We start from the raw sequence: 16355 nt of genomic DNA, 5'->3' as shown, positions 1-16355 counted from the left end.
CAATGTTTCATCACCGCAACATCGTGGGCAGCACCGCACTGAGCTCTCCTCGCATCATCCGAGCTCGCACCCGTGACGCCCTGGCAACCTATGACCGCCAAACCATCGACAGCACCGGCGCGTTCCTGATCGGCGAGCTTGAACGTCTCGATCAGACCATCAACGAGCCGCTTGTCAGCGTCACATGGTCTCGCGATATTGATCTTCGCGAGGACGTCTCGATCGCCGACGAAACCGCGTCGTTCACCAACTCCACGTTTGCCGGCGCTGGTGGCCTGAACCCGGCCGGCAAGAACTGGATCGGCAAGGATGCCAACGCGATCGCCTCTCTGGCGCTCGATATCGGCAAGACCCCGCAACCTCTGAACCTGTGGGGCGCCGAAATCTCCTGGACGCTGCCCGAACTCGCCAGCGCTCAGCAGATCGGCCGCCCGATCGACACCCAGAAGTACGATGCCATGGTGCTCAAGCACAACATGGACGTCGATGAGCAGGTGTACATCGGGGATTCGGTTCTTCCGAACTGCTATGGCCTCCTGAACCTTGCCGCGGTCACGCCGACCAACGTTCTGAGCGACGGTACCGGTAGCTCTCCACTCTGGATCAACAAGACCCCGGCGCAGATCCTGCGAGACGTCAATTCCCTGCTCAACGCAGTTTGGGCCGCTTCCGGCTGGGCACAGGCTCCGACCGACCTGCGTCTGCCGCCGGTCCAGTTCGGCTACATCGTCTCTCAGACGGTCAGCTCCGCCGGCAACATCTCGATCCTCGAATTCCTGAAGCAGAACAGCCTCTCGAACTCGGTCAACGGCAAGCCGCTGAACATTCAGCCGTTGAAGTGGCTGACAGGTCGCGGGGCCGCCGGTGTGGATCGCATGATGGCCTACACCAAGGACAAGAAGTACGTCCAGTTTCCGATGGTCCCGCTGCAGCGCACCCCGGTCGAGTACCGGTCGCTCTACCAGATCACGACCTACTACGGTCGTCTCGGTCAGGTCGAGGCACGCTATCCGGAAACCGTTGGGTATGCTGATGGTTTATGAGATGTTTATTGCCGTATCCTGATCAGGGTATTATCATGGCGGTATTCCAAATAGGAGGCCGCCATGGTACGGCAGTTCAATATCTCTCAAGTAAACTATTTCAAGACGTTACTTTCATATGATCCTGATACGGGTCATTTCCATTGGCTGGAAAAGCGTCGCAAGCATGGGGGCTTTATCCAAGTCGGAGATATCGCTGGAACCGAGAAGGATGGATACGTCCAAATCGGGATAGATGGGAAACAGTATCGAGCACACATACTCGCTTGGTGGTTCATGACGGGAGAGGCGATCCCCAAAGGCTTCGAGCCTGATCATAGAAATCGAAGGCGAAATGATAACCGTTGGTCAAATATCCGTTTGGTGACCAGAACGAGAAACAACCACAATTCTGATCCTTCTTCTGCAAATAAGAGCGGTGTAAAAGGCGTTTCATTCGACGCATCCCGAGGTCGATGGTTGGCTAGGATAATTGTCAACAAAGTTAGATATGACCTTGGGCGATTTGACGAATTTGCCGAAGCCGTTACCGCAAGAAGAGATGCAGAGATGCGCATTCTCGGGGAAAACGCGGCATCGGCGGCCTTATTGTCGGCCAGCCATGTTCCTGAGCCTAAACCGCATACGTCTCTAGATCGTGATGAGTTTAGGCGTAATCGATCTCTGAAAATCAGAAAAACGAACACCTCCGGATATCCTGGTGTGCGAATGCATAAGAAGAGTGGCCTTTGGCATGCGCGGATAGTCGTGCGCGGCAAGGAACTCTCACTTGGCTATTTCAAAATCTTCGAAGATGCCGTGTCGGCGCGTAAGCGGGCCGAGAGCGAGCATCATGGTCAGGAAAGGAAATGAACATGCCAAAGATCAGCGTTGAGAAGGCGTTCAACCTGCGCAAGGAAAGCGGCGAAGTCGTTTCCTTCGAGCCGGGCGACTATACCGTCGACAAGGAAACGGCCGAACATTGGTTCGTAAAGGCGCATCTCGTCGGCGCTTCCTACGAGCCGAAGGAAGGCTCGTTCGAATATGCGCAGCGCAACCGCGCTCTGAAGAGCGAGGAAGATACTGCGGCCGCCGAACAGCAGGCCGAGGCCGATGCGCAGGCGAGGGCCGAATCTGAAGCAAGGGCGGCAGCGCTCCTGCAAAAGACCAACGAGGCTATCGCAGCCGTTGCGCAACAGGCGCAGGACAATATCACCAAGAAGGATGGCCAGCCGGCCGACGCCGTTACCGACCTCCCGCCGATCCCGCTTGCATCCGGCGCTCAGACCGGTGAAGCGCCTCAGCCTTCGGGCGAAGGCGGCGAAGGGCAGGCCGCCGAACAGCAGGCCGAGGCCGCCGAACAGCAGGCCGAGGCTGGCGAGCAGAAGGCCGAATAAGTGGTCACCGTCGCCCAATTCCGCCAGGACTTCCCAGAGTTCGCAGACAGCACGGCATATCCCGATGGGAACGTGCAGTTCTGGCTCACCTTTGCCTCCAACCTGATCAATGTCGATCGTTGGGGCAACCTGGCGGATATGGGCGTCGAGCTGCTTACGGCGCACAACCTCGTTCTATGGAAGCGCGCGTCGATCGCGGCCGCAAAGGGCGGCTTGCCCGGCCTCTCGACCGGCGTGACGTCTTCCAAGGCCGTCGCTGATGTTTCGGTCGGCTATGACACGGCGGTGGCGTCCGTGAAGGATGGCGGCAACTACAATCTGACCGACTACGGGACCCGCTATCTCGATCTCGTCTCCATGATGGGCTCGGGTGGCCTGCAACTCTGATGGCTAAGCCTGGCGTGACGATGACGAAGGACGCCTTCGACGACGTCCTGAAATCGATCCGATCTCTCACGAAGCAAGAGGTTCTGATCGGCGTTCCTGATGAGAATGCCGGCCGGCAGCCGGAAGAGGGCGAGAAGGAAGAGCCGATTTCGAATGCCGAGATTGGCTATGTCATGGAGTTCGGCCTTCCAGAGAAGAACATTCCAGCCCGGCCGCATCTTGTTCCGGGCGTGGAGGCGGCGACCGGCCAACTCGGAAACATCCTTCAAGCCGGCGCGGAAAAGGCGCTCGCTGGGGATAAGCAGGCTGTCGACATCGCTCTGAACAAAGCAGGCTTGGCCGGGCAGAACTCGGTCCGCAAGAAGGTCAACGAGGGGCCGTTTCAGGAGCTGTCCGAAAAGACGTTGGCGGCACGCAAGCGGCGCGGCCGCACTGGCGAGAAGCCTCTGCTGGACACGTTGCAGTATCTGAAATCGCTTACCTACGTGATCCGTCCGAAGGGGAAATAAGATGCCTTTGTTGGACGTCACGGACGTGCTCAGCGATCCCGACTTCGCTGACACGATCACTGTCACGCGCACCACTCAATCTGGCTTCGACCATGGCCGGCCGATCGTCACAACTCAGACCTTCTCGAACGTGACGGCCGTCGTCACCGCCGGGCAGGGGGACATTCTCAAATACTTCCCTGAAATGACGAACATTCAGGGCGCCATTCTGATCCACACGACCTTCCTGCTCACATCGGCCAGCGAAACCACGCAAGCCGATATCGTGACCTGGCAGGGGCGTGGATACCAAGTGACCGGGCTCAATGATTGGTCGACCTTCGGGACCGGCTTCATCATGGCCGTCGGCACGCTCAAGAATTTCGTAGAGGCCGCTCCATGACGGATTCATCGACGGGCGGTTATCTCACACCGACATCGCCGCCGCCAGCCACTGACGACCAACTCGACGATCAAATCCAGGAGGCTGTCGTTGGGATCACGGGCTTAAGCTCTGATCTGGTGCGACCGCGATGGGTGCCAATCCCGGCAAAGCAACCGCCGGCCACTACGAACTGGTGCGCGATCGGCGTTACGCGACTGATCGGCGATACCTATGCATGGGTCGGTCATCATCCCGATGGCGATGGCTACGACGAGCTGCAGCGCCATGTCACCTTTGAGGTGCTGGCGAGCTTCTACGGGCCGGCCGGTCAAGCTTATGCCGGGTTGCTGCGCGACGGCCTGCAGATCTCTCAGAACCGCGAGGCGCTCTACCTGCAGGACATCGCCTTTGTCGAGGCGTCCGATATCATCGCCGCGCCGGCGCTCATCAATGAACAGTGGGTCAGGAAATACGATCTGGCCGTCACTTTCAGAACCCAGATCACCCGCAAGTACGCCGTGCTGAACCTTCTCTCGGCCAGCGGGACGATCGTCACCGAAACCTTCACCCAACCTTGGGAAACGCCAGCCTAGGAGAGCTGATCTATGGCTTCTGGTCTTAACGTCAGTGACGTCGTCAACGTCACGATCAATCTTGCTCCGAAAGCGGCAGCCCAGCGCAATTTCGGAGCCGAACTCATTCTCGGCTCGTCTGACGTCATTGATACGGCCGAGCGAATTCGAGAATATTCGGATCTCGATGGCATCGCCGAAGATTTCGGAACGACGGCTGCAGAATACATCGCGGCTGATTTCTTCTTTTCTCAGGAGCCACAGCCATCGATCTGCTATGTTGGTCGATGGGCGCAGACTGCGACTTCCGGTCGACTGAACGGCGGCGTCCTTTCGGCTAGCGAACAGCAGATTTCGAACTTCACGAGCATCACCAACGGCTCTATGAAGATTGACATTGATGGTGCCACAAAGACCCTGTCCGCGCTGAATTTCTCCGCCGTGACCAACCTGAATGGCGTCGCTTCTATCATCGACACCGCGCTCGCCGGTGCCTCTGTAGTCTGGGATTCGGTTTCTCAGCGGTTCATTGTGGAAAGCTCCACGACTGGAACGACATCGACTGTTGGCTACGCGTCTGCAACAGGCTCCGGTACCGATATTTCGGCGATGCTCAACCTTGTAACCGGCGTGGCATCGCCTCCGGTGGCCGGTGTGGCTGCTGAGACCTTACTGTCAGCCGTCCAGACGCTCGCAGATATATCGAACGCGTGGTACGGCCTCACTGTCGCGACGTCGACGCCGGCGGCAACGTCGGACTATCTTGCCGTCGCAGCGTTTATCGAAGGCGCATCGCAGAGCCATATCTTCGGAATCACGATCACCAATCCATCGGTGCTCGACGTGGCGGTCACCAACGACCTTGCTAGCCAGTTGAAGGCGCTCGGCTATAAGCGGACTTTCACTCAATTTTCATCGTCCAGTCCTTATGCGGTCACCTCAATGGCCGCTCGCGCCTTCACAGTCAATTTCGAGGCCAACAATTCGACCATCACGCTCAAGTTCAAACAAGAACCGGGTGTTGCCGCCGAAACGCTGACCGAGAGCCAAGCCGCAACGCTCAAGGCCAAGAACTGCAACGTCTTCGTCAATTACAACAATGACACCGCCATCATCCAGGAAGGTGTCATGGCCAACGGCTACTTCTTCGACGAAGTCCACGGCACGGACTGGCTGCAGAATGCCATCCAGACGGATCTTTACAATCTGCTTTACCAGAGCCCGACGAAAATCCCGCAGACGGACGATGGCACGCATCTGCTCGTCACCACGATTGAGGCCACGATGGCGCGGGCCGTTAACAATGGCCTTGTCGCTCCCGGCGTTTGGAACGCTCCTGGTTTCGGCCAGCTCAAGCAGGGTCAGATGCTGACCTCTGGCTATTACGTCTATGCGCCGCTTGTCGCCAGCCAGAGCCAGTCCGATCGCGAGGCCCGCAAGTCGGTACCGATCCAGGTGGCGGCAAAGCTCGCCGGCGCCGTCCATTCGGTCAACGTACTTATCAATGTGAACAGGTGATTGACGTGAATATGGTGCCTGTTTCATTTCTTAGGGAGTGCTTTGAGTACAACCCAGAAAGCGGATCATTGTCATGGAAATGTCGGCCTCGGTCGCATTTTTCAAATGATCGAGGATGGAAGGCATTCAATTCCAGATACGCCGGTCGGGCTGCTGGCTGCGTCTATAAAAGCACCGGGTATCTCGTTGTAAATCTGGGAAATAATCGCCTGATTGGCGCGCATCGAATAATCTTCGCTCTTGCTTATGGCCAGTGGGTTGATTTCGTGGACCATCGAAACGGTGATCCTCTCGATAACAGATTGAAAAATCTCAGAGCATGCACGAGAGCCGAGAACAATAGAAATCGCCGCATCAATTTAAGTAATAGAGCGGGGATGAAGGGAGTTTCCCAAAATCCCCATTCTTCGAAATGGCAAGCGCGAATACAGGCTGGCGGGCGTCAGATTTATCTTGGCAGCTTTGAGACGCCTGAGGAGGCGCATTCTGCTTATACCAGCGCAGCGCGCTTGTATCACGGCGACTTTGCCTGCGCTGGCTAACCCAGGAGATAATCCATGAGCACATATTCTTTCGCCAACGTCGTCGCGGCGATCCAAGGCCCCGGCGGCTCCATCTCCCTCGGCAACGGCGCCGGCCCTTCGGAAGAGGGTATCACGGTCACGATGACTGAGGACAAGAACACCATGACGATCGGCGCCGACGGCTCAGGCATGCATTCGCTGCACGCCGGCAAGAGCGGCACGATCACGGTCCGGTTGCTCAAAACCAGCCCGACCAATGCGCTACTGATGGAAATGTACAATTTCCAGACCGCATCGTCGGCCAATCATGGCCAGAACGTCATTTCGGTTCGCGATCCGGTCCGCGGTGACAGCGTGCAGGCTTCGCAGTGCGCCTTCAAGAAGGCCCCCGACATCAACTATGCCAAGGACGGCGGCACGAACGAATGGGGCTTCGATTGCATCTTCATTGATGAGAAGCTTGGCACCGGCACGCCGGCGGCATGAGGTGAGCCATGGCTGAGTTTCCAATCAAGGGATTCAAATATCGGTCCGGGACCATGGATGCCATGACGCAGTTTCATGTCGTCCGCCGGCTTGGCCCGGTTCTCGGGAGTCTGCGCGGCATGCTCGACAACAAGCTGGAAGACGGCTTGGCGCTGATTGCCGACGCCATCTCGAAAATGAGCGACGCCGATACGGAGTACGTGATCAACGCGTGCATGGCTGTTGTTCAGCGTGAACAGGCCGGCGGCACCGGATGGGCTCCCATTTGGTCGACGCAAGCCAAGCGCCCCATGTTCGACGATATCGACATGGCCGTCATGATCCAGATCGTCATCGCTGTGATCGGAGCTGCCATCGTCCCTTTCTCCGCCGCGCTCCCTTCGAGTTTCAAAGCGTAGCCTCACAGGCAACCTACGAAGCGGTGGCGCTCCCCGATGGAATGACCTGGCTCATGCGGCCGGTTCTTCGCGGTCTCTGCAAATTCGAGAGCCTGAAAGACGGAACTCTCGACATCTGCGACATCGCCCTCATGAACGAAGCCCTGAACGTTGCCGACGAAAACCAGTCTCGTGCGCAACAATCGTCCCAACAGGCTAACGGAGGCAGATGATGGCCGACGCAACGACCATCCGTGAGTTTCTCGTCAGCCTCGGCTATACTGTCGACGATAATTCTGAGCGAAAATTCAAGGAGTCTATGCGCGGCGCGGTCGTGCAGGCGCAGCTTCTGGCCGATGCCATCGAAGGCATGGCCCGTATCGTGGTTGAGGGTGTCCAAAAGGTCGCCCGAAGCTTTGATAGCCTCTATTGGTCGTCGCAGCGCACCGGCGCGTCGGTTCAGAATATCCGTGCGCTGTCCTACGCTGTTTCGCAGCTTGGCGGCTCCTATGAGGGCACGCGATCCGCGATCGAAGCTTTTGGCCAACATCTTCGGAGCAATCCTGGCTATGTGAATCTGGTCAAATCGCTCGGTGTTTCAACCGAAGCCAACGGCCAGCTGCGGGATCAGGTTGATGTCCTTCGCGATGTCGGCGCCGCCCTCTCGAAAAAGAGCTACCCGATCGCCCTGCAGTACGCCGGCGCGCTCGGGCTTGATGAGAATACGCTGCGGGCTCTGATGAGCGGCGATCTCGGTCGCCGGATGGACGAATACGTCAAGATCCAGCAAGCCGCAGGTCTCGATAGCGAGGAGGCTGCCAAGCGGTCCAAGGACTTCATGCAGGCGCTGACGCAACTGCAGTCGACGATCGAGGCCGTCGTCACGAAGGTTCTGACCGACCTTGAGCCCACGCTGACCGAAAAGCTCAATGCCCTCAGTCAATGGTTTATCGACCATAAGGACGATATCAAAAGCTTCATCATTGCCGTCACGCAGGCGATCGAGGATCTTATCGAAGATCTCGGCAAGTTGATCGAGGCATTCAAGCCCGTCTTCAAGACCTTTGATGATATGGCTAAGGCGCTTACCGGCAAGGATGGGCTGCAGGCCGCATTTGAGACATTCGCCGTATTCTTGGCCGGATCCTGGCTGTTGCGCGTCCTTGGCGTGTTCAAAAGCGTCGGGATTGGCTGGCTTGCGCTGGCCGCACTCGTTGGCTTCGCACCGAACTCCATGGAGCAGGCGAAGGCCAATGGCGACGCGATCAATGATGCGATCGGTGGAACAGGTATCTTCAAGTGGTGGAATAACAACATCCGCAATCCGGTCCGGAAGATGTTCGGCCTGTCGCCGGTAGATGCGCGCGGAAATACCTCATCCGCTTCGTCAGATCAGAACGTGAATTTCACAGGAGATGCGAGCGACATAACTGCCGCTCGGGGCCACCCACGCCAGTTCTTGAACGCGGTTTATAAGAACGCGCTGGATGCCGGTCTTACCGATACGCAAGCTCGTCTCATGGCGGCTCAGGCTGGACTGGAAAGCGGATTCGGCATGCACGCTCCAGGGAATAACTTTTTCGGTATCAAAGCCGGGCGGAGTTGGACTGGTGATACCCAGACCCTCGCCACGACAGAATATGGCCCCAATGGCCCCTATCGAACCATGGCGACGTTCCGAAAGTATGCCACGGCCGCTGAAGGTCTTCGCGACCGAATTGAGTTTATGAAATCGCATTTTCCGCGCGCATGGAATGCAGAAACCTTGGACGATGCGATCGCTGAACTGAAGAACGGGCGCTTTGGATCCTATGCGACGGATTCCAATTACGATTCATCGATTCGTGGAGTTGCCAATCAGATCACCTATGATCCAGTGCAGGCAATGGCTGGAAAAACGCCAAAGCAACAGGAGGCCGCAAACCAGAATTTCAGCCAGGCGCATCCGGCCTTTGATTGGGCTCAGAACGCCTCCTCCAACCTGGGATCGATAAATTCCAGTGCCCCGCTGACGACGGCAGGCAACACCAACAACGTCACGCTGCAGCAGAACACAAATATCAGCGTTATGGGCTCCGGTGACCCGACCTCGACCGCCAATGCGGTTGCGAACCGGCAGAGCTCGGTTAACTCACTGATGCTTCGGAACACCCAAGGTGCGGTTAGATGAGCCTGATCGACGATCTCTATGCCCTGATCTCTGCCCCGTTCCGGGCCATAGGAACCATCGTCCCGGATATCGTGGTTGAAGAGAACCACCGCGATCAGCTCGTCATTACGGATCATCCGGTCGAACGCGGCGCCGCAATCTCGGACCATGCTTTCAAGCTTCCGGTCGAGGTCGAGATGCGATGTGGCTTCTCAAACTCGACGGCTGGCGCGGAAGGGTATGTCCAGGAAGTCTATCAGGAGTTTCTTGACCTGCAGGCAGCGCGCCAGCCATTCGATGTGTTCACAGGAAAGCGTCAATATTCCAATATGTTGATCAGGTCACTTGAAGTGACGACTGATGAACGAAGCGAACACGCGCTTTATTTGGTTGCTGGCCTTCGGGAAGTGCTCATTGTGGATACCGCAACCACGAAGTCGCCGGCCCAGAGCGTGCAGGCATCCCCTCAGAAGACGGCTGGCGTCGTCAATACAGGCGCAAAGCAAATCACCGGCCCAATTCAAGCGGCCGGCGGTTAACCTTGTCCCTTCTCAAGCAACTGCTGAAGAAGCTTGGTTTGCTCTTCCGAGGTAGACCGGATCATTGTCAGTTCCGACGACATCCTGCCAAATACTGCGATGAGCAATCCGGTGATCAGTGAAGAGATCGCCATCATGAGATAGGACCCGAAAAATGGATGCCCTTGGTATCCGAGAATGACGGCGATCAATGCGAAGACCGAAATTGTAAAGATGAGGTCGCCGACCCGCTGAACATAATTGCCCACTGATGTGCTCCGAGGCGCGTGATTAAAGGTGAGGCATGTTGAATCCAAATCGCGTAAAAGTCGAGAGACGGCGCGAATAGTCATGGTGGACGATGGCAACAACATACGAAATCCCACTGTCGCCGACACCGCAGACCTTCAGCATCCTCCTGGCCGGCATCTCCTATCAACTGACCGTCCGCTATGCGGATGCGCCGATGGGCGGCTGGCTGCTCGATATCGCCGATCAGAGCGGCAGCAACATTCTATGCGGGGCACCGCTGGTCACCGGCCATGATCTGTTGGAGCAATATCAATATTTGAACATTGGCGGCCAATTGATCGTTCAGACAGATGCTGACCCGGACGCTGTGCCGACGTTCAGTAACCTGGGCACAGAGTCCCATCTCTACTTCGTGACACCATGACCCAACAGTGGATCCGGTATTGCAAGCTCACGGTCGAGGGTGGCGGTGAGGCGATCGACCTGTCGGAGCTGCGCATCAGGTTCAATGTCGCGCAGCACACGCTTCAATCGCCGAACGTCGGCGACATCACGATTTCGAACCTTTCGGATCAGACGGTCCAAAGGATCAAGAACGAGGGAACGACAGTCACTCTTGAGGCCGGCTATCAGAGTGGCTACGGGCTGATCTTCAAGGGCCAGATCATTCAAAAGCGGCGCGGCCGCGAGAATCCGGTCGACACCTATCTGAACATTTTGGCCCAAGGCGGAGATCAGGCCTACAACCACGCCGTCGTCAATAAGACGCTGGCGGCCGGGCATACCTACAAAGATCAGGTGATGGCCGCCTATGAGGCGATGAAGCCTTTTGGCATCACGCTCGGCTACGTCGCTGATCTTGGCAAAAAGCAGATGCCGCGGGGCAGGGTGCTCTTCGGCATGGCCCGCGATGTGCTCAGGACGGTGGCGATTTCGACCGGCACATCTTGGAGCATTCAGAATAACCAGCTCACGGTCGTGAAGGACAGCGAGGCGGCGCCCGGGGGCGCCATCGTGCTCAACTCGCGCACCGGCATGATCGGGCTGCCTGTCCAAACGATCGACGGCATTCAGGTTCAAAGCCTGCTCAATCCGATGATCGGACCGGGCACGCTCATTCAGATCGATCAAGCCGACATCCAGGAAGCGAAGTTCGATCCGGGCTATCTCGGTGAGGTCAACAACTCGATGATTCCGACGACGGCCGACGACGGCTTCTACAAGGTGCTGGTCGTCAACCATCTTGGCGATACCCGCGGCGAGCCCTGGTACTCAGACATGCTCTGCATCCGCGCCGACGGCAAAGGCCCAATTCCCCTTGGCTTAGTGCCCAAGGGCATCAATGTGGATCCGTGATTTATGGACGTTCGTGAGAGACTGCATGACCCGGAAGAAGCCAACCGGGCGATGCTCGACGGCCTGCAGGCGAAGATCTGGACTGCGCTCCCGTGTGTCGTGGTCAGCGTCGACGACGACGGTCAACATGCCACCTTCCAGCCGGCGATCAAATCGATCGTCAGAAATCCAGACGGCAGCACAACGGCGGTCGATCTGCCGGTTCTGGCAAGCGTTCCGATGCAGTTCCCGAATGGCGGCGGCATGAGTATGACGTTTCCAGTCAAATCCGGGGATGAGGCGATGGTTGTCTTTTCAGCCCGGCCTATTGATGCATGGCATCAATCTGGTGGTCTGCAAATGCAGATCGATGGAAGAATGCATGATTTATCAGACGGCATGGCGATGATGGGTTTTCGTTCAAAGCCGCGGATACTTTCAAACATCAACAAAGATGCCGCTGAAATCCGGACCGATGACGGAAACACCTTGATCAGCCTCAAAGGAGATCAGGTGCAGATCAAGGCCACCGACTCGCAAAGCACAGTCACACCAACATCAATTGTCCATGAGGTCAGAGGCGGCATGCTGGTTTCCATTACGCCAAGTCGAGTTGATCTTGGCGGACTTGGCGGCCAGCCAGTCGAGACGGTCGCTGGCCCTTCCTCAAAGGTATTTGCGGTACTCTGATGCGCTATCGAAAGCTCTCCCCCACGGGTGATTACACCTTTGGGCACGGCCAAGCTGACTTCTGGCGAGACGTGCCCGAAGCGCCGGCGCAGGCCGTTAAGACGCGGCTTCATCTGCAGCTTGGCGAATGGTTCCTCGATAACACCGAAGGCACGCCATGGAAAACGCGTGTGCTCGGCAAGTATACCGGGTCCACCCGCGATCCAGTCATCAGAACTCGCATCCTTGGCAGTCAGGGCGTGACAGCTATCGCTGATTACTCGAGCTCGCTCAATCGCGACACCCGAGGTTTTGCGGTGAACTGCACGATTGATACGCAATACGGCGCCGCCGTCATTTCAGAGGCGATGTGATGGCTACAACACCCGTTTGCACGATCGATGCGACAGGGATTCACGTCCCCTCATATACCGATGTGCTCACCTACCTGCAGAACGCCTACCGGGCGATATACGGCGCCGACGTCTATCTCGAGCCAGACAGCCAGGACGGTCAATTGCTGGCAATCTTTGCCTTGGCGATCTCGGATGCGAATTCGATGGCGGCAGCGGTTTATAACTCGTTCTCGCCGGCGACGGCTCAGGGTGCAGGTCTATCGAGCGTCGTCAAGCTCAACGGCATTCAGCGCGGCGTAGCATCCTATTCTTCCGTCGATCTAACGTTGATCGGCCAGGCGGGAACGACGATCAACAACGGCATCGCTTCGGACACGAACGGCAATCAATGGCTTCTTCCAGCTAGCGTGACCATTCCGTCCGGAGGCGAGATCATTGCCACAGCGATGGCGGCCGAAGCTGGCGCGATTACTGCGGACGTTGGATCGGTAACGACGATCGCCACGCCGACCCGAGGATGGCAGTCAGTGACAAACGCTTCGGCCGCTGCGGTAGGAGCCCCTGTCGAGGATGACGCCACTCTCCGGAAGAGGCAGACGACGTCGACCATGTTGCCGAACAAGACTGTCTTGGAAGGCGTTGTCGGCGCGGTCGCCAATCTGACCGGGGTAACGCGCTATGCTGCCTATGACAATGATACCGACGTCACAGATGCCAACGGCATTCCAGGGCACACCTTCGCGCTTGTGATTGAAGGCGGTGATGCGCAGACCATCGCCAATACGATCGCGCTGAAGAAAGGCGAGGGCGCCGGCACCTTCGGCACGACAAGCGAGACGGTCATTGATAGTTATGGCGTCTCGCATGTTATTCGCTTTTCGCGCCCGACCCTCGTGCCGATTTCCGTTGCGATCACTGTCAAGGCTCTCGGCGGCTATACAACGACCGTTGAGAATTCGATAAAGGATGCCGTCGCTGCGGAAATCAATGCCACCGCTATTGGTGGGGGCCAAAGTGGTGTGGTCGAATGGGACAGCGCAGTATCGGCTGCGAAAGGTGTACCGAGCTCTGCAGCCTTCCGTGTCACTTCGCTGACGCTCTCGCGGGCAAGCGGTGCCGGAACACCTGATGTTCCACTTGCATTCAATGAAGCATCTGCTTGTGATGTAATGGATATCACGGTCACGGTGATCTGATGGCGAGCGTCGACGATTACCTGTCTCGAATTACCAGTTATCATCGTGGGCAGCCGAATTTCACAGCGACGATCGCCGCCTTGGTTCAGCCTCTGGTGGATGGCCAAAGCTTTCTTGCCTCACTGCCTACGGCTTTCGATCTCGATTATTCCATTGGCGTCCAGGAAGATGCTGACGGCGCTTGGGTAGGAATCAGCCGGGATATTCCGGTTCCAATTCCGAATGTGTGGTTTTCCTTTGATGATCCCAAGCGCGGATTCGATTTGGGTGTCTGGAAAGGCCCATATGACAGCGATACCGGGATAACTGTCCTCGATGACGACACCTATAGGACTCTCATAAGGGCGAAGATCGCCGCGAACATTTGGGACGGCACCGTAGAGAATGCACCGGACGCATTCGACATCATCTTCCCCCAGCCGCCGAACGCGCGCATACAGCTTCAGGGGCTGAACGACGATGGTTCCTATTCACTTCTGACCGGTCTCACCGACAGTGGCTTTCGAGCCGTCTTGTCTGCGTTTCCGGCGCTTTCGGGCACCCTCCTTTTCGTGCTCGACAATCAAGACATGACAATGACTGTCGGTATCGCTGGGGAAATCCCATCGCTACTGTTCTTGGCCATCCTTGAACAAGGGCTTTTGCCGATCAAGCCGGCGGCGGTTCGCGTCAATTACGAAGTCACCTCTGTCAACAACGCTCCCGTCTTCGGTTTTGACGTTCAGAACGATTACATTGCTGGGTTCGATACCGGCGCGTGGGGCGTAGATCCAACCTACTTCACCTCCTGATTTCCGGGGACATCATGACGACAAATCAATATCTGCCGTTCGGCACGGCCGGCGGAGCAAACGTGCTTTCGCCTGCCGATTATGCAGCGCTGGCTGCGCGTCTCGCAGGATTTTCCGCTGGTGTAGCTCAGTCAGAGGAGCTCAACACGGTTTGGCGTCAGGCGTCCGTCATCGCTGCAATGATAGGCCAATTCGTTGGTGATATCGGCGGCTTTGATGCGCTAGATGATGGCAGCGTTGCAAATATTCAGACCAGCTTCGAGCGAACCATCCAGGGCGGAAAGCTCAATTTTGCTATCGCTGGCGGAAGTGCGAATTCGATAACAGCAAATCTCACGCCTGCTCCGGCCACGTATTCTGCGCCCTTCGGTATTGTGTTGCTTCTCTCCGCCACAAATACGGGCGCAGCAACGCTGAACGTGAATGGCCTTGGTGCAAAATCAATCCTGCGTGCCGGCGGCACAGCACTGTCTCCAGGCGATCTGACTGCCGGGCAGATCATCGTTTTGGTTTACGACGGAACTGCCTTTCAAATCCCGAGCCAGAAGACGCCTCCCGCATTGGCGACGACCCTCTACGTTCGAACCGATGGCAATGATGCGAATGACGGCTTGACGAATAGCCCATCTGGAGCTTTCGCAACAATCCAAGCGGCCGCCAACACCGCTCTGACACGTTACAATGCCGCTGGGTCCTCTGTAGTCATTCAGGTGGGAGACGGCACGTATACGGCTGGTCTAAACTTGTTGCGATCGGGCATCGTCAACATCACCCTGCAGGGCAATCCATCGACGCCCGCAAATTGCGTAATCAACACGAGCGGCGACACGATCACGGCGTCAATAGCTTCGCGCCTTGTCATCAGTGGTTTTAGGCTGTTGTCTAGTGGCGGCACAACAATGACCGCTTTCGATGGCTCCTCAATACGCTTTTCGAACATTGATTTCGGCGCCACGTTGAATGCCCACATATTCTCAGCGCAAAATTCATTCATCGTGGCAGATGGAAATTATAGCGTTTCTGGAGCTGCGGCTGTCCATGCACTTGCGTTGACGAATTCAACAATCTCGATCGGTGGTCGCACCATCACGTTTACAGGTGGGACACAGAATTACAATCAACAGTTTGTCCACGCCAACAACGGCACCATCACAGCAGATGGCATGACATTCTCTGGTGCGGGAGTCGTCGTCGGGCCGCGCTATCTCAGCGAAGTTAGCGGATTGATTTACACGGCCGGCGCCGGAGCTAATTACCTCCCCGGCTCGATCGCGGGTTCTACTGCGACCAATGGTCTTTATATCTAATCAAGAGGGCCAAACATGGATGGGGCATTTCCAAAAAACTGGTATTGGCTTGCGGATGATGGCAGGATTTTCTCATCCATCAACGCGAGCTTCGTGACTGAAAAAGACACAGATTACCAAAATTGGCTTGCGCAAGGTCGCATTCCGACACGTTGGCCATCAGACGATAGCGGAAACCAGACCTCCGCGTCTCTGCAAGCTGTCGTGGGCCAGTATGGTATCTTTGCTGATTTGACCGCCTACGCTGCGTCAAAACGCTATGCGCTGGAAGTTGGGGGCTTTGTCTATGACGGCCATCCGATCTCCACAGATCGCGATAGTCAGAGCAAAATAAGCAGCGTAGCGCTCGCTGCCAATCTCGTCGGATCAACATTCTCGACAAGTTTTAAATGTGCTGACGGCACGTTTTTTACTCTGAGCCAATCTGATGCGATCGCTATGGCCACGGCGGTGATGAAGTTCATTTCCGGCTGCTTCGATACAGAGGCAACCCTCGTTGCGGCCATAGCCTCAGGAAAAGTCAAGACTGCCGCTGCAGTTGATGCCGCTTCGTGGCCTTCAAATAGCTAAATCGACAGAGGTGTAGGGCGTCCCGTTATTCGGGACGACGTATCGCCGCGCCTCAG

25 protein-coding genes are annotated in these 16355 nt (G+C 56.8%); 22 read left to right on the top strand and 3 right to left on the bottom strand.

What is annotated here, in order from left to right:
• The first annotated feature begins 2 nt into the window (after positions 1 to 2).
• The 8 genes from ACYJRZ_RS11380 to ACYJRZ_RS11345 all read left to right on the top strand — a co-directional run bounded on the left by ACYJRZ_RS11380 (position 3) and on the right by ACYJRZ_RS11345 (position 5769).
• Positions 3 to 1043 (top strand): DUF2184 domain-containing protein, encoded by a 1041-nt coding sequence (locus tag ACYJRZ_RS11380; RefSeq protein ID WP_459459053.1) that lies wholly within the window; start codon positions 3 to 5, stop codon positions 1041 to 1043.
• Between the two features lie 63 nt (positions 1044 to 1106).
• Positions 1107 to 1895 carry an HNH endonuclease gene (locus ACYJRZ_RS11375; protein ID WP_459459052.1) on the top strand — a complete coding sequence of 263 codons (789 nt, stop codon included), beginning with the start codon at positions 1107 to 1109 and terminating at the stop codon, positions 1893 to 1895.
• A 2-nt stretch (positions 1896 to 1897) separates the two neighbouring features.
• Positions 1898 to 2419, top strand: coding sequence for an STY1053 family phage-associated protein (locus ACYJRZ_RS11370; RefSeq protein ID WP_459459051.1), 522 nt, complete (start codon positions 1898 to 1900; stop codon positions 2417 to 2419).
• Positions 2420 to 2806 carry a DUF4054 domain-containing protein gene (locus ACYJRZ_RS11365; RefSeq protein ID WP_459459049.1) on the top strand — a complete coding sequence of 129 codons (387 nt, stop codon included), beginning with the start codon at positions 2420 to 2422 and terminating at the stop codon, positions 2804 to 2806.
• On the top strand, positions 2806 to 3315 hold the full coding sequence (locus ACYJRZ_RS11360) for a hypothetical protein (protein WP_459459047.1): 510 nt from the start codon (positions 2806 to 2808) through the stop codon (positions 3313 to 3315). The genes ACYJRZ_RS11365 and ACYJRZ_RS11360 overlap by 1 nt, the downstream gene beginning before the upstream one ends.
• Position 3316: 1 nt before the next feature.
• Entirely contained in the window at positions 3317 to 3697 is a 381-nt protein-coding gene (locus tag ACYJRZ_RS11355) for a hypothetical protein (protein WP_459459045.1), read from the top strand.
• Positions 3694 to 4272, top strand: a complete 579-nt coding sequence (locus ACYJRZ_RS11350) for a phage neck terminator protein (protein WP_459459043.1) — start codon at positions 3694 to 3696, stop codon at positions 4270 to 4272. Before ACYJRZ_RS11355 ends, ACYJRZ_RS11350 begins: the two co-directional genes overlap by 4 nt.
• 12 nt (positions 4273 to 4284) lie before the next feature.
• Positions 4285 to 5769 carry a DUF3383 domain-containing protein gene (locus ACYJRZ_RS11345; protein ID WP_459459041.1) on the top strand — a complete coding sequence of 495 codons (1485 nt, stop codon included), beginning with the start codon at positions 4285 to 4287 and terminating at the stop codon, positions 5767 to 5769.
• Between the two features lie 101 nt (positions 5770 to 5870).
• Here the strand turns inward: ACYJRZ_RS11345 and ACYJRZ_RS11340 are convergent, their stop codons facing one another.
• Positions 5871 to 6044 (bottom strand): hypothetical protein, encoded by a 174-nt coding sequence (locus ACYJRZ_RS11340; RefSeq protein ID WP_459459633.1) that lies wholly within the window; start codon positions 6042 to 6044, stop codon positions 5871 to 5873.
• Between ACYJRZ_RS11340 and ACYJRZ_RS11335 the strand changes: the two genes are divergently transcribed.
• Genes ACYJRZ_RS11335 through ACYJRZ_RS11320 form a run of 4 tightly spaced genes read left to right on the top strand, consistent with a single transcriptional unit; the run spans position 6036 to position 7389 of the window.
• A complete protein-coding gene (locus ACYJRZ_RS11335; protein ID WP_459459585.1) occupies positions 6036 to 6311 on the top strand; it encodes an HNH endonuclease in 276 nt (91 codons plus the stop codon). The genes ACYJRZ_RS11340 and ACYJRZ_RS11335 overlap by 9 nt on opposite strands.
• A gap of 15 nt (positions 6312 to 6326) precedes the next feature.
• Entirely contained in the window at positions 6327 to 6779 is a 453-nt protein-coding gene (locus ACYJRZ_RS11330) for a DUF3277 family protein (protein ID WP_113436356.1), read from the top strand.
• An 8-nt stretch (positions 6780 to 6787) separates the two neighbouring features.
• Complete coding sequence (locus tag ACYJRZ_RS11325; RefSeq protein ID WP_459459038.1) at positions 6788 to 7177, top strand: phage tail assembly chaperone; 390 nt, start codon at positions 6788 to 6790, stop codon at positions 7175 to 7177.
• A 41-nt stretch (positions 7178 to 7218) separates the two neighbouring features.
• The gene (locus ACYJRZ_RS11320) at positions 7219 to 7389 is read left to right on the top strand and encodes a DUF6889 family protein (RefSeq protein ID WP_459459036.1); all 171 of its coding nucleotides are present in this window, start codon (positions 7219 to 7221) and stop codon (positions 7387 to 7389) included.
• 365 nt (positions 7390 to 7754) lie between these two features.
• Here ACYJRZ_RS11320 and ACYJRZ_RS11315 read toward each other — a convergent pair whose 3' ends face one another.
• Positions 7755 to 7946 carry a hypothetical protein gene (locus ACYJRZ_RS11315; RefSeq protein WP_459459034.1) on the bottom strand — a complete coding sequence of 64 codons (192 nt, stop codon included), beginning with the start codon at positions 7944 to 7946 and terminating at the stop codon, positions 7755 to 7757.
• Here ACYJRZ_RS11315 and ACYJRZ_RS11310 point away from each other — a divergent pair.
• Together ACYJRZ_RS11310 and ACYJRZ_RS11305 are read left to right on the top strand one after the other, a co-directional pair.
• Positions 7920 to 9326, top strand: a complete 1407-nt coding sequence (locus ACYJRZ_RS11310; RefSeq protein WP_459459032.1) for a glycoside hydrolase family 73 protein — start codon at positions 7920 to 7922, stop codon at positions 9324 to 9326. The two genes, ACYJRZ_RS11315 and ACYJRZ_RS11310, sit on opposite strands and share 27 nt — an antisense overlap.
• Positions 9323 to 9844, top strand: coding sequence for a phage baseplate protein (locus ACYJRZ_RS11305; protein ID WP_459459030.1), 522 nt, complete (start codon positions 9323 to 9325; stop codon positions 9842 to 9844). Before ACYJRZ_RS11310 ends, ACYJRZ_RS11305 begins: the two co-directional genes overlap by 4 nt.
• Here the strand turns inward: ACYJRZ_RS11305 and ACYJRZ_RS11300 are convergent.
• Positions 9841 to 10092 (bottom strand): hypothetical protein, encoded by a 252-nt coding sequence (locus ACYJRZ_RS11300; RefSeq protein WP_459459028.1) that lies wholly within the window; start codon positions 10090 to 10092, stop codon positions 9841 to 9843. The two genes, ACYJRZ_RS11305 and ACYJRZ_RS11300, sit on opposite strands and share 4 nt — an antisense overlap.
• Positions 10093 to 10184: 92 nt before the next feature.
• On the opposite strand from ACYJRZ_RS11300, the gene ACYJRZ_RS11295 reads away from it, so the two are divergent.
• From ACYJRZ_RS11295 to ACYJRZ_RS11260, 8 genes are read left to right on the top strand one after another with little or no spacing between them, the layout of a single operon-like run.
• Entirely contained in the window at positions 10185 to 10499 is a 315-nt protein-coding gene (locus ACYJRZ_RS11295) for a phage baseplate plug family protein (RefSeq protein WP_459459026.1), read from the top strand.
• Positions 10496 to 11431 (top strand): phage protein, encoded by a 936-nt coding sequence (locus ACYJRZ_RS11290; protein WP_459459024.1) that lies wholly within the window; start codon positions 10496 to 10498, stop codon positions 11429 to 11431. The genes ACYJRZ_RS11295 and ACYJRZ_RS11290 overlap by 4 nt, the downstream gene beginning before the upstream one ends.
• A 3-nt stretch (positions 11432 to 11434) precedes the next feature.
• Entirely contained in the window at positions 11435 to 12100 is a 666-nt protein-coding gene (locus ACYJRZ_RS11285) for a Gp138 family membrane-puncturing spike protein (RefSeq protein WP_459459023.1), read from the top strand.
• A complete protein-coding gene (locus ACYJRZ_RS11280; RefSeq protein ID WP_459459021.1) occupies positions 12100 to 12453 on the top strand; it encodes a hypothetical protein in 354 nt (117 codons plus the stop codon). Before ACYJRZ_RS11285 ends, ACYJRZ_RS11280 begins: the two co-directional genes overlap by 1 nt.
• The gene (locus ACYJRZ_RS11275) at positions 12453 to 13631 is read left to right on the top strand and encodes a baseplate J/gp47 family protein (protein ID WP_459459019.1); all 1179 of its coding nucleotides are present in this window, start codon (positions 12453 to 12455) and stop codon (positions 13629 to 13631) included. Before ACYJRZ_RS11280 ends, ACYJRZ_RS11275 begins: the two co-directional genes overlap by 1 nt.
• Complete coding sequence (locus ACYJRZ_RS11270) at positions 13631 to 14422, top strand: DUF2612 domain-containing protein (RefSeq protein WP_459459017.1); 792 nt, start codon at positions 13631 to 13633, stop codon at positions 14420 to 14422. Before ACYJRZ_RS11275 ends, ACYJRZ_RS11270 begins: the two co-directional genes overlap by 1 nt.
• 14 nt (positions 14423 to 14436) lie before the next feature.
• Complete coding sequence (locus ACYJRZ_RS11265) at positions 14437 to 15729, top strand: hypothetical protein (protein ID WP_459459015.1); 1293 nt, start codon at positions 14437 to 14439, stop codon at positions 15727 to 15729.
• Positions 15730 to 15744: 15 nt separating this feature from the next.
• The gene (locus ACYJRZ_RS11260) at positions 15745 to 16299 is read left to right on the top strand and encodes a DUF4376 domain-containing protein (RefSeq protein WP_459459013.1); all 555 of its coding nucleotides are present in this window, start codon (positions 15745 to 15747) and stop codon (positions 16297 to 16299) included.
• Positions 16300 to 16355: the final 56 nt, after the last annotated feature.

The organism is Rhizobium sp. No.120 (assembly GCF_054558365.1).
This window is presented reverse-complemented; position numbering and strand designations above follow the sequence as displayed.

What these genes read in the sequence shown, in the direction of transcription:
- ACYJRZ_RS11380 (WP_459459053.1), top strand. Translation starts at nt 3, where the DNA reads ATGTTTCATCACCGCAACATCGTGGGCAGCACCGCACTGAGCTCTCCT.
- ACYJRZ_RS11270 (WP_459459017.1), top strand. Translation starts at nt 13,631, where the DNA reads ATGGCGAGCGTCGACGATTACCTGTCTCGAATTACCAGTTATCATCGT.
- ACYJRZ_RS11275 (WP_459459019.1), top strand. Translation starts at nt 12,453, where the DNA reads ATGGCTACAACACCCGTTTGCACGATCGATGCGACAGGGATTCACGTC.
- ACYJRZ_RS11280 (WP_459459021.1), top strand. Translation starts at nt 12,100, where the DNA reads ATGCGCTATCGAAAGCTCTCCCCCACGGGTGATTACACCTTTGGGCAC.
- ACYJRZ_RS11355 (WP_459459045.1), top strand. Translation starts at nt 3,317, where the DNA reads ATGCCTTTGTTGGACGTCACGGACGTGCTCAGCGATCCCGACTTCGCT.
- ACYJRZ_RS11320 (WP_459459036.1), top strand. Translation starts at nt 7,219, where the DNA reads ATGACCTGGCTCATGCGGCCGGTTCTTCGCGGTCTCTGCAAATTCGAG.
- ACYJRZ_RS11360 (WP_459459047.1), top strand. Translation starts at nt 2,806, where the DNA reads ATGGCTAAGCCTGGCGTGACGATGACGAAGGACGCCTTCGACGACGTC.
- ACYJRZ_RS11290 (WP_459459024.1), top strand. Translation starts at nt 10,496, where the DNA reads ATGACCCAACAGTGGATCCGGTATTGCAAGCTCACGGTCGAGGGTGGC.
- ACYJRZ_RS11310 (WP_459459032.1), top strand. Translation starts at nt 7,920, where the DNA reads ATGGACGAATACGTCAAGATCCAGCAAGCCGCAGGTCTCGATAGCGAG.
- ACYJRZ_RS11350 (WP_459459043.1), top strand. Translation starts at nt 3,694, where the DNA reads ATGACGGATTCATCGACGGGCGGTTATCTCACACCGACATCGCCGCCG.
- ACYJRZ_RS11265 (WP_459459015.1), top strand. Translation starts at nt 14,437, where the DNA reads ATGACGACAAATCAATATCTGCCGTTCGGCACGGCCGGCGGAGCAAAC.
- ACYJRZ_RS11305 (WP_459459030.1), top strand. Translation starts at nt 9,323, where the DNA reads ATGAGCCTGATCGACGATCTCTATGCCCTGATCTCTGCCCCGTTCCGG.
- ACYJRZ_RS11260 (WP_459459013.1), top strand. Translation starts at nt 15,745, where the DNA reads ATGGATGGGGCATTTCCAAAAAACTGGTATTGGCTTGCGGATGATGGC.
- ACYJRZ_RS11370 (WP_459459051.1), top strand. Translation starts at nt 1,898, where the DNA reads ATGCCAAAGATCAGCGTTGAGAAGGCGTTCAACCTGCGCAAGGAAAGC.
- ACYJRZ_RS11375 (WP_459459052.1), top strand. Translation starts at nt 1,107, where the DNA reads ATGGTACGGCAGTTCAATATCTCTCAAGTAAACTATTTCAAGACGTTA.
- ACYJRZ_RS11330 (WP_113436356.1), top strand. Translation starts at nt 6,327, where the DNA reads ATGAGCACATATTCTTTCGCCAACGTCGTCGCGGCGATCCAAGGCCCC.
- ACYJRZ_RS11325 (WP_459459038.1), top strand. Translation starts at nt 6,788, where the DNA reads ATGGCTGAGTTTCCAATCAAGGGATTCAAATATCGGTCCGGGACCATG.
- ACYJRZ_RS11295 (WP_459459026.1), top strand. Translation starts at nt 10,185, where the DNA reads ATGGCAACAACATACGAAATCCCACTGTCGCCGACACCGCAGACCTTC.
- ACYJRZ_RS11345 (WP_459459041.1), top strand. Translation starts at nt 4,285, where the DNA reads ATGGCTTCTGGTCTTAACGTCAGTGACGTCGTCAACGTCACGATCAAT.
- ACYJRZ_RS11285 (WP_459459023.1), top strand. Translation starts at nt 11,435, where the DNA reads ATGGACGTTCGTGAGAGACTGCATGACCCGGAAGAAGCCAACCGGGCG.
- ACYJRZ_RS11340 (WP_459459633.1), bottom strand. Translation starts at nt 6,044, where the DNA reads ATGGTCCACGAAATCAACCCACTGGCCATAAGCAAGAGCGAAGATTAT.